The sequence below is a fragment of the Streptomyces asoensis genome, assembly GCF_013085465.1.
Lineage (GTDB): Bacteria > Actinomycetota > Actinomycetes > Streptomycetales > Streptomycetaceae > Streptomyces > Streptomyces cacaoi_A.
This window is the reverse complement of the sequence record NZ_CP049838.1, coordinates 9,971,785-9,985,433: the sequence shown is the minus strand read 5'-3', so window position 1 is coordinate 9,985,433 and position 13,649 is coordinate 9,971,785. Positions and strand designations below refer to the sequence as shown.

Below are 13,649 nucleotides of genomic sequence, written 5' to 3'. Positions count from 1 at the left end.
CGACTCGCCTTGTTCCATGGGCAGTTGTGTGCGCTCGTGGTCAGCAGATCTTCATCGTCGCCATCATGCCCATGGCCGAGTGGTCGAGCATGTGGCAGTGGTACACGTAGGTGCCCCGGTAGCTGTCGAAGGTCATCTGCAGCTTGACCGTCTCCCCCGGCTTGAGCACGACGGTGTCCTTCAGGCCCGACTCGGCGGGCCCGGGTGCCGCCCCGGCCCGTTCGAGGACCCGGAACTGCACCAGGTGCAGATGGAAATTGTGCGAGGCCTTGGCGTTGGCGTTGGTGACCGTCCAGATCTCACTGGCGCCGAAGCGGATGCGGGCGTCGACGCGCTCGGGGTCGTAGAGCTTCTCGTCGATGTAGGCCTTCGGGTCGACGCGTCCGTCCTCGTCCATCCTGAGCACCACCGTGCGCTCGGCGGTGGGCTGGGGCAGCGGCGGCAGGGTGCGCAGCGTGGAGGGTACGGAGCTGGGGTCGTCCGCCGTGCGCACCACGTCGAAGCGCATCACCTGGCCGACTTCCTCGACCGGGCCGAAGCCCGCGGTGTTCTTCAGGACGATCTTCGTGCCGACCGGGTAGCGCGAGAAGTCGATGACGACGTCGGCGCGTTCGCCCGAGGACAGGTAGACGGTCTTGGTGGTGTACGGCTCGGGCAGCAGTCCCCCGTCCGAGGCGATCTGGATCATGTCGCTGCCGTCTTCCAGGCCCAGCTCGACGAAGCGCTGGTTGGAGGTGTTGGCGAAGCGCAGCCGGTATTTACGGGCGGCGACCTCGAAATACGGGTAGGGCGCGCCGTTGACCAGGATGGTGCTGCGGGCCCGGTCGCTCATGGTGTAGATGAGCTGGCCGGTCGTGGTGTCGAAGTGCGCGTCGCGGATGCCGATCAGCACGTCGTAGGCGTCCTTGGGCAGCGGCAGCGCCGCCTCGTCGGCGTCGCTGAGCAGGTAGCTGCCGTGCAGGCCGCGGTAGACGTTCTCGGACTCCACGTGGTGGGCGTGGTCGTGATACCAGAGCGAGGCGGGCCGCTGCCTGTTGGGGTAGGTGTAGACGCGTTCGGCGCCCGGCGCGATGACGTCCATGGGGCTGCCGTCGCTGTTCTGCGGCACCGAGGCGCCGTGCAGGTGGACGGAGGTGTCCACAGCGGTCTCGTTGCGCTGGCGGATGACGACGGGGCGGCCCCGGCGCGCCTTGATGGTGGGGCCGGGGAAGTGGCCGTCGAACGTCAGCAGGTCGGTCGTGAGACCGGGGAGTATCTCCTTGCTCGTCGCGCGCATGGTGACCTCGTAGCGGTCCACGCCGCCGCTGGTGGACACGGGTGAGAGCACGGGGACCAGGGGCATGGGGACGCTGAACGGCGTCACTACGGGGGCCGCGGCCTGCTGCGGCGCCGCCGCGGAGGCGTCGCGCGCGTTGAGTACCGGGAGAAGGGAGACCCCGGTGAACCCCGTGCCGCCGATGGCGAGTCCTGCGCCGAGCACACGGCGTCGGGCGACCATGATGTGTCCTCCTGTGGTGCGTGCCGGAAAAAAGGTGAAGTGGCGGGCTCAAGTCCAGCACCAGGAACTCGTGTCCCGCTCGCGCCGTGAGCGCGGTTCGACCCGCTGCCGAGCAGGGTTGCGGCGGGATTCGAGTGCGCCGCGCTCCTGGTACTGCAACCGTGCTCGTTCTGGGCGCCGGGCCGTTGTCGTGGGCTGTGTCCGCGTCGTGGGCAGTGACGGACGCGGGCTTGGTGTTGTCGTCCGCGGCGCCATGTCGACCAGTGCGGGAGGTGGCCGACGGGCGGGGCCGGCGGTGGGTGGGCCGGGCGCCCGGCGGCGGGCGCAACGTCCCACGCCCCGCCGGCTGTCGGGCTCTGGAGCGGGGCGGCGGACCTGCTCGGTTCCGGGCCGCCGGGGCTACGGCCTCTCGGCCCGTATGACGGCGAAGAGGTCCCCCGCCCTGCCGCCGTCGTCCTGATCCTGGTCTTCTGCCCTTTCCGTCAACCGCAGTTCGCGGGCGGCCGGATGTGCGGTGCGTAGCGGCCCCAGTCGGCATGTCCGGGCTCGAGGTCGCGGGTGCACAGCGCACGGCGTACCCGTTGCTCGTCGAGGTCCCAGAGGCGGATCGTGCCGTCGTTGGAGACGCTGGCCAACCGCTCCCCGCGCCCGCGGGGATGGCTGGGAGGACTGCGGCGGGGCGTGTGATGCCGACGGTCATCGGGACCTGATCGCCGTGGGCAGTCGCTTGCCGTGGTGCTCGGCTTCGATTCCGATGATCGGACCGTCCGGGATCGGCAAGTCCTCGCTCCTGCGCGCCGGCGTAGCCGCGGCAGTGGCCCGCGGGGCCCTGCCGGAGTGGCAGCCGGGCGCCTGCGAAGTGCTGTATCTGCGCCCACCGGGCGTCCGCTGGACGAGCTGCGCGGCCAGGCCGTGCGACGGCCGCTGGAGTCCTACGCGCTGGTGATCGTGGACCGGTTCGAGGAGCTGTTCACGCTGTGCCAGGAGCAGTCCGAACGGGAGGCGTTCATCGAGGGCCTGTGCCGCAGCGCCGCAGACGGCCTACCGGTGGTGCTCGGAGTGCGCGCGGACTTCTACGGACACTGCGTTGCCCATCCCCTGTTCTTCGCAGGGAATCCCGGCCTTCAGGCCGGGCGGGAATGCGATCCTCGGCCCGCAGGCGCGAAGCGCCGGAGTTCTCTGCGTCTTTGGGGTGACGGTCAGGTCGGCCGCTTCTGGTTGTCGATGTAGTCCTTGACGATGCTCAGTGGTGCGCTGCCGCAGGATTTCGCAAAATACGACGGGGGCCAGAAGACGGATCCCGTGCCGATCCGGTTGACAGCGTCGGAGCACCCTGGACAGCTACGTACTCCGCGCCGAGCACGCGCTGCTTGCGCAAGCTGATCACTGCGTTACGCCGCGAGGGCGCGGGCCCGGTGCGCGAAGGCCGACGCCGGAGCCTGCCCCTGGAGGACCAGGTGCTGCTGGTGACCGCTTCCGCCCGCACTCCACGGGCTCTCGATCAAGTCACAGGTGCGCTGTGGAAGCGTTGCCGCGCTCCCCCTGTACGGGCCCGGCAACGACAGCGGCACGGCAAGCCGCGCGCAGTGAACGGAGATCCCCATGACCTGGCCGACCGGACCCGACGCCGCGCCCGCACCGAGCGCGGCGCTGTACCCGGAGGTGTCGGGGTTCTACGCCCGTCAGATGCAACGCCTGGACAGCGGCGACGCACAGGGGTGGGCGGCCACCTTCACCGAGGACGCCCTCTTCCACCTGCCGACACGCCCGGAGCCGATGCGCGGCCGCGCGGCCCTGGAGAGCGGCGCCCGTACGGCGGCGGCCGCGATCGCGGCCGCCGGGGAGCGCCGCCGCCACGTCACCGGCATGTTCGTCATCGACGAACGCCCGGACGGGGCGCTGGACGTGCGCGCGTACACCGTCATCTACGCCACCCGGATCGGGGGCGCCTCCCGGGTGCACCAGGTCTGTGTCTGCGAGGACGTCCTGGTGCGCGCGCAGGGCGGGCTGCGGGTCCGCAGCCGCCGGGTCAGCCTGGACGACCAGGCCACCGGCCAGACCACCGGCCAGACCGCCGGCCAGGCGGGCGGCCAGGCGGGCGGGGCGGGCCATGCGGGGCGGGCGGGCCAGGCTGCCGAGGCCGGTCCGGGCAGGTCGGGTCCGGGCGGGTCCGGTCCGGGCGGGTCCGGGCGGCCCGGACCGGTGCGTCCCTGAGACGCCCGGCGGCCCGGGAAAACAGCCGCAGGCGCCGCGGTCCGCCCGGGAGTACGGCGCTCCGCCGGCGAAGGCCGGTCCGGGCGGGCCACGCCGGCCCGGGAGGGTGCGTCCCTGAGGCGCCCGGCGGCGCCGGAAGGCAGCCGCAGGCGCCGCGGTCCGCCGGGAGTGCGGTGTCTCCCGGGTGAAGGCCGGTCCCCGCGGGTCCGTGCCGCACACGGCGTGGGGCACCGGCCGCGGGACACGTCCTTCTCACCCTTCTCACCCTTCTCACCCTTCTCCTCTCGCTCCTCCGGCTCATCCGGCTCCTCTCGTCTGCGAGGTCTTCATGACGGAACTGACCGGCATCACCCGAGCGGCCGCGCCTGTCGCCTTCCCCCAGGACCGCGGCTGCCCCTACGAACCGCCCGCCGCCTACGCCGCCTTGCGTGACGGGCCGGCCCTGTCCCGCGTCGCCCTCTACGACGGCCGCGAGGTCTGGCTGGTCACCGGCCACGGCGCAGCCCGTGCGCTGCTGGCCGACCAGCGGCTGTCCTCGGACCGCTGCCGCCCCGGCTTCCCCCAGCTGTCGGCCCGCCTCGCGGCCATCCAGAGCGACCGCAGCCCCGCCCTGTTCGGCACCGACGACCCCGAACACCAGGTGCAGCGGCGGATGATGATCCCGTCGTTCTCCCTCAGGAGCGTGAACGCACAGCGGCCCCGCATCCAGCGGACCGTGGACACGCTGCTGGAGGCGATGATCGCGCAGGGCCCGCCCGCCGAGCTGGTCTCCGCCTTCGCGCTGCCCGTGTCGCTGACGATGATCTGCGGCCTGCTCGGCGTGCCCTACGCCGACCACGCGTTCTTCACGGCCCAGTGCCACAGGATGCTGAGCGGCCCCACGGGCGCCGACGCGCGGGACGCCCGCGGCCGGCTGGACGAGTACCTCGGTGACCTCATCGACCGCAAGGAGCGGCAGAGCGCGCCCGGCGAGGGCCTGCTGGACGACCTCGTCCGCGACCAGCTGCGCGCGGGCACCCTGGAGCGGGCCGAACTCGTCTCGCTGGCCCTGCTCATGCTCGTCGCGGGCCACGAGACGACCGCCGGAATGATCTCCCTGGGCACGCTCACCCTGCTCGCCCACCCCGAGCGGCTGGCCGAGCTGCGCGCCGATGCGGCGCTGTGGCCGGCGGCCGTCGAGGAGCTGATGCGGATGCTGTCGATCTCGGACGGACTGGCACGCCTGGCGCTGGAGGACATCGAGGTCGCCGGTGTCACGATCCGGGCCGGTGAGGGCGTCCTCTTCGCGCTGTCGGTGATCAACCGCGACGCGTCGGTGTACGACGCGCCCGACGCCCCCGACTGGCACCGCCCCGCCCGCCATCATCTGGGGTTCGGCTTCGGCATCCACCAGTGCCTGGGCCAGAATCTGGCCCGCGCGGAACTGGAGATCGCCCTGAGCAGCCTGTTCGCGCGGCTGCCCGCGCTGCGGCCGGCCGTCCCCGTGCAGGAGATCCCCTTCAAACCGGGCGACACCACGCAGGGGCTGCTGGAACTCCCCGTCACCTGGTGAGGGGCCCGGCCGGCGTCAATGCCGCACGGCTGCCTCGACGACCGAGGCGTGCGGTGAGGCCTCCACCACGCTCACCACGGCGAACCCGGCCTCGGCGAGCAGCGCTTCGTACTGCGCGCGCGTGCGGCTCTTGCCGTTGAGCACCGTCATCATGACCATGTCGATGGTCTTGCCGGGGTGCGGCTCGTTGCCCGGCGGCACCAGCGCGTTGATGACGAGCAGCCGGCCGTGCCCGGGCATCGCCCGGCGGCAGCTGCGCAGGATGCGTACGCACTCCTCGTCCGGCCAGCTGGCCAGCACGTGCTTGAGGAGGTAGACGTCGGCCCCCGGGGGGACCGATGTGAAGAAGTCCCCCGCCTCGGCGCGCCAGCGGCCCGTCAGCTCCGGGGTGTCGAGCACATGGGCGCTGACCACGGACTCCAGGTCGAACAGCGTGCCCGTCAGCTGCGGATGGCGCCGCAGGAGGGCGCGCAGCAGGCCGCCGCGGCCGCCGCCCACGTCGACGGCGCTCTTGGCGCCGTCGAGGTCGCAGGCCGCCGCGACGTCGTTGGTGAGTGTCTCCGAGAAGGCCGCCATGCTGGCGTTGAACGCCGCCCCCAGTTCGGGGTCGGCCGCCACGTAGTCGTAGAAGGGGACGCCGTACAGGCCCTCGAAGGCGGTCCGTCCGGTGCGTACCGCCTCGTGCAGCCGGGCCGCGGAGTGCCAGAAGACCTCCTCGCCGCGTACCAGGACGTAGTCGCGCAGTGAGCGCTTCGCGTCCGTGCGCAGCGGCTGGGCGAGCGGTGTGAGGTGGAAGCGGCCGGCCTCGTCCTCGCTGAAGACGCCCTTGGTGGCGAGGAAGCGCAGTACCCGGTACAGCTGCGGCCCGTCGACGCCGGCCGCGCGGGCCAGCTCCGCGGGGGTGCGCGGGCCGTCGGCCAGCAGGTCGGCGATGTCGTAGCGGGCCGCGGTGTGCAGCGCCGCCGAGTACAGGTAGCCCAGGGACAGTTCGAGCAGCTGCTCGGTCGGCTCCCCGAGGGCGCCGGCCGCGTCGGCGGGGGCGCCCGGGGAGCCGGCCGCTTCCGCGCCGGCCGGGCTGGGGAAGGTTTCCGCGGCGTCGGGGTCAACAGCTGTCATCGGGCGCTTCGCCTCTCTCCTGCCTCTCACGAGGCACATCAACCGGATCCGTTCGTGCCCCAGCCTGCGCCGCGCGCATCGCGGTCCGGTCGAAAAGCGCCTGAGCCGCAGGCGGACGCCGCCCCCGCTGCGGCGCCGGTGCGCCGGGCGGGCGGCGGCTGTCGAGCCGTCCTCGACCGGCCGCCGAGCCCTGGCCGAGTCGGGGAGGACATGCTTGCCCGCGACCCTTTGACCTTTTCGACCCCCGTCTTCCGCCTTCCGTCTTTTCGTCTTTTCGCCTTCTGGCTTTTCGTCTTCTGGCTTTTCGTCTTTTCGTCTTTTCGTCCTTCGGCCGCGGTGCCGTCCTCCGGCGCCGCGCGCACACCTACGCCGCGAGGGGATCCCATGGCCGACGCCGCACCGCACGGCTTCACCGACGCCGCCGCACTGCGCCGCAAGAACCGTGCCACCGTCGAGAAGTACCTGGCGGACACCAAGGGCGAGAGCCGCCTGCGCCGGCACGAACTGTTCGTCGAGGACGGCAGCGGCGGCCTGTGGACCAACGACACCGGCGCGCCCATCGTCATCCGGGGCCGCGACCGCCTGGCCGAGCACGGCGTCTGGTCGCTGAAGTGCTTCCCGGACTGGGAGTGGTACAACATCCAGGTTTTCGAGACGCAGGACCCCGGCTTCTTCTGGGTGGAGTGCGACGGCCACGGCAAGATCTGCTTCCCGGGCTACCCGGAGGGCTACTACGAGAACCACTTCCTGCACTCCTTCGCCCTCGACGACGGGAAGATCGTGCAGAACCGCGAGTTCATGAACCCCTTCGAGCAGCTGCGCTCGCTGGGCATCCCCGTACCGGAGATCAGGCGCGCCGGAATTCCCACCTGAGGAACTGGAGAGCCCGTCCATGACCGGCATCCCGGCCATCTCCGCCTATCCGCTTCCGACCACGGGCCAGCTGCCCGCGGGCCCCGCCCCCTGGGAATTCGACCCCGGACGCGCGGTGCTCCTCGTGCACGACATGCAGCGCTACTTCCTTGCCGCGCTGCCCGCCCCGCTGCGCCGTGAGCTGCTGGACAACGCCGTCCGGCTGCGCGAGCACTGCGCGCTGCTCGGCGTGCCCGTCGCCTACACCGCCCAGTCCGGCGGCATGAGCGCGAAGGACCGCGGCCTGCTCAAGGACTTCTGGGGTCCGGGCATGCGCACCTCCGCCGAGGACCGCGCGATCGTCGCCGGACTGGAACCGGGCCCCGCCGACCCGGTGTTCGCCAAATGGCGCTACAGCGCCTTCCACCGCTCCCGGCTGTCGGCCTGGCTGCGTGAACAGGGCCGCGACCAGCTGGTGCTGTGCGGCGTGTACGCCCACATCGGGGTCCTGGCCACCGCGGTCGACGCGTTCAGCCACGACATCGAGACGTTCCTCGTCGCCGACGCCGTGGCCGACTTCTCCGAGCGGCAGCACCGTCAGGCGCTCGAGTACGCCGCGGCGCTGTGCGCCAGGGTCGTGACGACCAAGGAGGTGGTGAGGTGAGCGCGCTGCTGGAGCGGATCCTGACGGCGCCGCCCGCCGCGTACGCTCTGCTGTACCGGCCCGAGGCCACCGGGCCCGACCGCCTCGACGTCCTGACGGGCGAGGTGTCGCGGCCCGCGACGCTGGCGGAGATCCCGCTGGCCGAGCCGCCCTTGGCCGGTTCCGGCGCCCGGCACGAGCAGCTGGTGGTCGTGCCCTACCGGCAGATCGCCGAACTGGGCTACGCCTGCCCCGACGACGGGGCGCCGCTGCTGTCGATGACGGTCACCGGGCAGGAGACGGTGTCCCTGTACGAGGCGCTGAGCCGGCTGCCGCGGGTGGCGACCCCCCTGTCGGCGGGGTCCTTCGACCAGGACGACGACGCTTACGCGCAGACGGTGCGCGACGTCGTGCGGGAGGCGATCGGCACGGGCGCCGGCGCGAACTTCGTCATCAGGCGGTCCTTCGTCGCGGACATCACCGGCTACGGGCCGCACAGTGCCCTGGCCGTCTTCCGCCGCCTCCTGGAGAGCGAGTCGGGCGCGTACTGGACCTTCGTCATCCACACCGGCGAGCGCACCTTCGTGGGGGCGTCGCCGGAGCGGCACATCAGCGTCGAGGACGGGCTGGCGGTGATGAACCCGATCAGCGGGACCTACCGCTATCCGCCGACCGGGCCCACCCTGCCCGGCGTCATGGACTTCCTGGACGATGCCAAGGAGACCGACGAGCTGTGCATGGTGGTCGACGAGGAGCTGAAGATGATGGCCCGGATCTGCGTGTCCGGCGGCCAGGTCAGGGGCCCGTACCTCAAGGAGATGGCCCGCCTGGCGCACACCGAGTACTTCATCGAGGGCCGCACCGGCCGTGACCCGCGCGAGATCCTGCGCGAGACGATGTTCGCGCCGACCGTGACCGGAAGCCCGCTGGAGAGCGCCTGCCGGATCATCGCCCGGTACGAACAGGGGGGCCGCGGCTACTACAGCGGGGTCGCCGCGCTCATCGGCCACGACGGGCGGGGCGCGCGGACGCTGGACTCGGCCATCCTCATCCGTACCGCGGAGATCGACGGCGGCGGCCGGCTGCGGATCGGCGTCGGCTCCACGCTGGTGCGCCACTCCTGGCCGCAGGCCGAGGCGGCCGAGACCCGGGCCAAGGCGGCCGGGCTGATCGCCGCTCTGGAGGCGGGCGGCGACAGCATCTCGTTCGCGCAGCATCCCGACGTGCGTGCCGCTCTGGAGCGGCGCAACGACCGGCTGGCGCCGTTCTGGCTGCACGCGGGCGGCACGGCGGTCGTCTCGCCGCCGGAACTGGCCGGGCGTACCGTCCTCGTGGTCGACATGGAGGACACCTTCACCGCGATGATCGCCCATCAGCTGCGGGCGCTGGGTCTGGTCGTGACGGTGCGGCGGTTCGACGAGGCGTACACCTTCGACGGATACGACCTGGTGGTGCTCGGTCCGGGCCCGGGTGACCCCGCCGAGCCGGGGGACCCCCGTATGGAGAGCCTGCGCGGCGCGGTGCACACCCTGCTTCAGGGGCGGCGGCCGTTCGTGGCGGTGTGTCTCAGCCATCAGATGCTCGCCCTGCGCCTGGGGTTCGCGCTGATCCGCCGGGAGCTGCCCAACCAGGGTGTGCAGAAGGAGATCGACCTCTTCGGGGAGCGGGTGCGGGTGGGCTTCTACAACACGTACGCGGCACACGGAGCAAGCGACAGCGTGCTCGTCGACGGTATCGGGCTGGTCGAGGCGGCCAGGGACCCGGCCACCGGCGAGGTGCACGCGCTGCGCGGCCCGCACTTCGCGTCGATGCAGTTCCACGCGGAGTCCGTGCTCACCCCGGACGGCCCCGGGCTGCTGGCGCAGGCCGTGCGCACGGCGCTGGGAGTCGACGCGGCCCGCCCGGTCGCCGGCTTGGCCGGTGCGAGGACGGGCCTGCACCACCGCGCGGGGGTGGCCGCGATGACCCGGCCGCAGGGACAGCACCGCGAATCCGGCACCGGGACCCGGTGAGCGGCATGCACTCGTATCTCGTCGTGGACGCTTTCACCCGTGTGCGCCTTCAGGGCAACCCCGTGGCGGTCTTCTTCGACGGCGACGACCTGTCCGCGTCGGTGATGCAGCGCATCGCGCGGGAGATGAACCTTTCGGAGACCACGTTCGTGCTGCGCCCGCGGCACGGCGGCGACGCCCGGATCCGTATCTTCACCCCGGTCAACGAGCTGCCGTTCGCCGGCCATCCGCTGCTGGGGACGGCCGCCGCGCTCGGTGAACGCACCGACGGCGACACGCTGCGCCTGGAGACGGCCATGGGCACGATCCCCTTCGAACTGCACCGCCGGGACGGCCGGGTGACCGGTGCCCGGATGCGGCAGCCGATACCGACCTGGGAGCCGTTCGAGCGGGCCGGTGAACTCCTCGGCGCGCTGGGCGTGGACAAGTCGACGCTCCCGGTGGACATCTACCGCAACGGGCCCAGGCATGTGTTCGTCGGCCTGGAGAGCACGGCCGCGCTGTCCGCGCTGCGCCCCGACCACCGCGCCCTGTCGCGCTTCGAGGACCTGGCGGCCAACTGCTTCGCCGGCTCGGGGGCCCACTGGCGCACCCGGATGTTCTCGCCCGCCTACGGGGTGGTCGAGGACGCGGCCACCGGGTCGGCCGCCGGCCCGCTGGTCATCCATCTGCTGCGGCACGGGGCCCTCACCCAGGGCCGGAGCGCCGAGATCACGCAGGGCGTCGACATGGGCCGCCCTTCCCGCATGCTCGCCCGGATCGGCGGCAGCGGCGAGGACTTCACGAGCGTCGAGGTCGGCGGTGACTGCGTGATCGTGGCCCGCGGGACCCTTCTCGTCTGAGCGGCCCGCGTGGCCGGAAAGGAAGGACATGACAGCGAGCAGGTCGGAGAGCCTCACCGGCACCCTCCAGGTGCCGTTCCCGGAGTACGAGGACCCGGTCGCGGACCCGGTCGTACTGCTGCGCGGGTGGCTGCGGGAGGCGCGGGAACTGAACGTACGGGAGCCGGCCGCGATGGCGCTCGCCACGGCCGACGCACGCGGCCGCGCGTCGGTGCGCACGGTCGTGCTGGCGCGGGTGACCGACCGCGGTCTGCTCTTCGCCAGCCACCGGGGCAGCCGCAAGGGCCGGGAGATGCGCGAGAACCCGTGGGCGTCGGGTCTTCTGTACTGGCGTGAGACCAGCCGTCAGGTCAGCGTCAGCGGGCCGGTACGGCGGGTGTCCGACGCGGCGTCGGACGCCCTGTGGGCGGCCCGGCCGGTGTTCACCCACGCCATGACGGTGGCGTCCCGGCAGAGCGAGCCGCTGGCGGACGCGGCGGAGCTGCGCGAGCGCGCGGCCCGGCTCGCCGGCTCGGCTCCGCACCCGCGTCCCGACACCTTCGTCGGTTTCGAACTGGACGCCCAGTGCCTGGAGTTCTGGTCCGACGGCACCGACCGGCTGCACGAGCGGCTCCGCTACGAACGCACGGACCAGGGGTGGTCCGTCACCCGTCTACAGCCCTGACACCGGACCCCGCCGGGAGCGGCAGGCCCCGCTCCCGGCGCCCGGGCGCCCGTCGGCCCGGCGCAGGACCGGGGGGCGAGGCGGTGGCGCGGCGGCGGCCGTGCACACCCGCGGCACCGCGGGGAGACGCGCGTCACATTCGCCGGCCTCACATTTTGCGGGGCTGTCTCGTCGTAGAGGTGTACCTGCCGACAAACATTTAGGGATGCGTCATGGAAGCCCGCTTGAACCTCTCCGCCAGCCCGCTCGCAGGCAAGGCCTTGAAGTACATCGCCTCGGCGAGCAAGGCGATCTTCGACGGCACGACGGTGCCGAAGGCAACTCAGGACCTGGTCATGCTCCGCGCCAGCCAGATCAACGGCTGCGGCTTCTGCACCGACATCCACACCAAGGACGCCGCGCACGCCGGGGAGACCACGGTGCGGGTCAACCTGGTCGCGGCCTGGCGCGAGTCCACGGTGTTCACCGACGCCGAGCGCGCCGCCCTGGAGCTGACGGAGCAGGGCACCCGCATCGCCGACGCGGCCGGCGGTGTGACGGACGAGGCCTGGTCCGATGCCTCCAAGCACTACAACGAGGAGGAGCTCGTCGCCCTGTCGACGCTCATCGCCCTCATCAACGCCACCAACCGTCTGGGCGTCATCACCCGGCAGCAGGGCGGCAGCTACCAGCCCGGCCAGCTCGGTTAACCAGCAGGAGACGGACGCCGCGTCATGCGGCGGCAAGGACGCCCCGGGCGCCGCACACCGCGGCCCGGGGCGTTTCCCGTCCCACCCGGCGATCCGCCGTGCCCCGTGCGCAGCGGACGCCGTGAGCGCACCGGGCGGCGGGCGCGGGCCGTCTCGCAGTGCGTACGGCCCGCGCCGGCTCGAGGGCACGCAGATGCTCCGTCAGAGCGTCCAGGACCGGAGCTTGTCGGGGTTGAGCACCGCCCAGATGTGCTTGATCCGGTCGCCTGCCACGTCGAACGCCAGCACCGACAGGGCGACACCGTCGCGTTGCAGCACCAGACCGGGCTGGCCGTTGACCTTGCACTCCAGGATCGTCAGGTCGGGTGCGGTGCCCGCGGAATCGATGAAGAAGCGGGCGACCTGCTCGCCGCCCTCGACGGGGTGGAGCTGAGCCCCGACCAGGCCGCCGCCGTCGGTGATCGTCGTGGCATCGGGATCGAGCAGGCCGATGAGGGCTTCGATGTCCTGGGACTCCCATGCCTGCTTGAAGTCCCTGACGATGCCCGCGCGTTGGGCTGCCGCGGTCTCGGGAGCCTGCTGCCCGCGCATACGGCGGCGGGCCGACGAGGCCAGCTTGCGGCATGCCGCCGGCGTCCGGCCGACGATCTCCGCCACTTCCGCGAACGAATAGTGGAAGACGTCGTGCAGGATGAAGGCGACGCGCTCGGCCGGGGTCATCGACTCGAGCACGATGAGGAAGGCCATGTTGACCGACTCGTCGAGGGTGACCCGGTCGGCCGGGTCGACGGCGCCGCCGGACCGCCCGCTGAACCACTCCATACGGTCGGGCAGCGGCTCCGGCACCCATTCGCCCACGTACATTTCGCGCTTGGCCCGCGCCGAGCCGAGCAGGTCGAGGCAGATGCGGCCGGCGACCCTGGTCAGCCAGCCGCCGGGAGACGCGATGTCCTCCCGCTGCCGTGGGGACATGGCGTACCAGCGGACGTACGTCTCCTGGACGACGTCCTCGGCGTCGGCCACGGAGCCGAGCAACCGGTACGCGAGATTGATCAGCTGACGCCGCTCGCTCAGGACCGCGCTCAGAGCCGGATCGAGCCGGCCGTCTCCTAAATCGGACTGCACGCTCATGGTGTCGCCGCCCCCCTCGGCCGCGCCTTTCCCCACCGGTGTGACGAGGCGTCATACCCGGGCGGCGCGTCGCCTCAGTTTACCTGGGGGGACTTGGAGATCACCTGAGGAGACAGCCCCGATTGACAGCGACCGCCGGCCGCCGTTCGAGGCACCGTCTCGCGCCGGTGGAAACGCGGTGGAGAGCCGCTGCCCGAAGCCCCTGACGGGTTCGGTTCGCGTGGACCTGCCCTCACCTGCGCACGGTGCCGCGACGGCGCCGGTTCCCGGCCGTGCGGCCGGTGTCCGAGCGCGGAGGTTCCGATGTTGCACACCGCGTCGCGGCCGACTCGCGCGTCTATGGTGGCGCCGGTTGGATTCGCCCCCGGCGGCGGAGGGCACGCCGAGTCGAGGAGCGCCATGTCGAGAGCAAACATGCCTTGGGCGGGGTCCTCCC

14 protein-coding genes are annotated in these 13,649 nt (G+C 72.1%); 9 read left to right on the top strand and 5 right to left on the bottom strand.

Annotated elements, in window-relative coordinates:
• Positions 1–40: 40 nt before the first annotated feature.
• Positions 41–1,498, bottom strand: a complete 1,458-nt coding sequence (locus G9272_RS44350; RefSeq protein ID WP_171394620.1) for a multicopper oxidase family protein — start codon at positions 1,496–1,498, stop codon at positions 41–43.
• Positions 1,499–1,980: 482 nt separating this feature from the next.
• On the bottom strand, positions 1,981–2,133 hold the full coding sequence (locus G9272_RS44345) for a hypothetical protein (protein WP_171394621.1): 153 nt from the start codon (positions 2,131–2,133) through the stop codon (positions 1,981–1,983).
• A gap of 202 nt (positions 2,134–2,335) precedes the next feature.
• Between G9272_RS44345 and G9272_RS44340 the strand changes: the two genes are divergently transcribed.
• Positions 2,336–2,728: an nSTAND1 domain-containing NTPase gene (locus tag G9272_RS44340; RefSeq protein WP_171394622.1), complete on the top strand. Its 393-nt coding sequence runs from the start codon at positions 2,336–2,338 to the stop codon at positions 2,726–2,728.
• Here the strand turns inward: G9272_RS44340 and G9272_RS44335 are convergent.
• Positions 2,698–2,808, bottom strand: a complete 111-nt coding sequence (locus G9272_RS44335) for a transposase (protein WP_437184356.1) — start codon at positions 2,806–2,808, stop codon at positions 2,698–2,700. The genes G9272_RS44340 and G9272_RS44335 overlap by 31 nt on opposite strands.
• A gap of 292 nt (positions 2,809–3,100) precedes the next feature.
• Between G9272_RS44335 and G9272_RS46030 the strand changes: the two genes are divergently transcribed.
• Positions 3,101–3,712: a nuclear transport factor 2 family protein gene (locus G9272_RS46030; protein WP_171394623.1), complete on the top strand. Its 612-nt coding sequence runs from the start codon at positions 3,101–3,103 to the stop codon at positions 3,710–3,712.
• Between the two features lie 328 nt (positions 3,713–4,040).
• On the top strand, positions 4,041–5,264 hold the full coding sequence (locus G9272_RS44325) for a cytochrome P450 (RefSeq protein ID WP_171394624.1): 1,224 nt from the start codon (positions 4,041–4,043) through the stop codon (positions 5,262–5,264).
• Between the two features lie 15 nt (positions 5,265–5,279).
• Here the strand turns inward: G9272_RS44325 and G9272_RS44320 are convergent, their stop codons facing one another.
• Positions 5,280–6,380, bottom strand: coding sequence for an ArsR family transcriptional regulator (locus G9272_RS44320; RefSeq protein ID WP_171394625.1), 1,101 nt, complete (start codon positions 6,378–6,380; stop codon positions 5,280–5,282).
• 384 nt (positions 6,381–6,764) lie between these two features.
• Here G9272_RS44320 and G9272_RS44315 point away from each other — a divergent pair, with 384 nt between their 5' ends.
• The 6 genes from G9272_RS44315 (at position 6,765) to G9272_RS44290 (ending at position 12,082) form a co-directional block, all read left to right on the top strand.
• Positions 6,765–7,253 carry a PhzA/PhzB family protein gene (locus tag G9272_RS44315; protein WP_142270678.1) on the top strand — a complete coding sequence of 163 codons (489 nt, stop codon included), beginning with the start codon at positions 6,765–6,767 and terminating at the stop codon, positions 7,251–7,253.
• A 19-nt stretch (positions 7,254–7,272) separates the two neighbouring features.
• Entirely contained in the window at positions 7,273–7,896 is a 624-nt protein-coding gene (locus G9272_RS44310) for an isochorismatase family protein (RefSeq protein WP_171394626.1), read from the top strand.
• Positions 7,893–9,887, top strand: coding sequence for an anthranilate synthase family protein (locus G9272_RS44305; protein WP_171394627.1), 1,995 nt, complete (start codon positions 7,893–7,895; stop codon positions 9,885–9,887). Before G9272_RS44310 ends, G9272_RS44305 begins: the two co-directional genes overlap by 4 nt.
• Positions 9,888–9,892: 5 nt before the next feature.
• Positions 9,893–10,729: a PhzF family phenazine biosynthesis protein gene (locus G9272_RS44300; RefSeq protein WP_171394628.1), complete on the top strand. Its 837-nt coding sequence runs from the start codon at positions 9,893–9,895 to the stop codon at positions 10,727–10,729.
• Between the two features lie 28 nt (positions 10,730–10,757).
• Positions 10,758–11,393 carry a phenazine biosynthesis FMN-dependent oxidase PhzG gene (phzG, locus tag G9272_RS44295; RefSeq protein WP_171394629.1) on the top strand — a complete coding sequence of 212 codons (636 nt, stop codon included), beginning with the start codon at positions 10,758–10,760 and terminating at the stop codon, positions 11,391–11,393.
• 212 nt (positions 11,394–11,605) lie between these two features.
• On the top strand, positions 11,606–12,082 hold the full coding sequence (locus G9272_RS44290) for a carboxymuconolactone decarboxylase family protein (RefSeq protein WP_171394630.1): 477 nt from the start codon (positions 11,606–11,608) through the stop codon (positions 12,080–12,082).
• A gap of 201 nt (positions 12,083–12,283) precedes the next feature.
• On the opposite strand, the gene sigJ is transcribed toward G9272_RS44290, so the two are convergent.
• Complete coding sequence (gene sigJ, locus G9272_RS44285) at positions 12,284–13,213, bottom strand: RNA polymerase sigma factor SigJ (RefSeq protein WP_171394631.1); 930 nt, start codon at positions 13,211–13,213, stop codon at positions 12,284–12,286.
• Positions 13,214–13,649 lie beyond the last annotated feature (436 nt).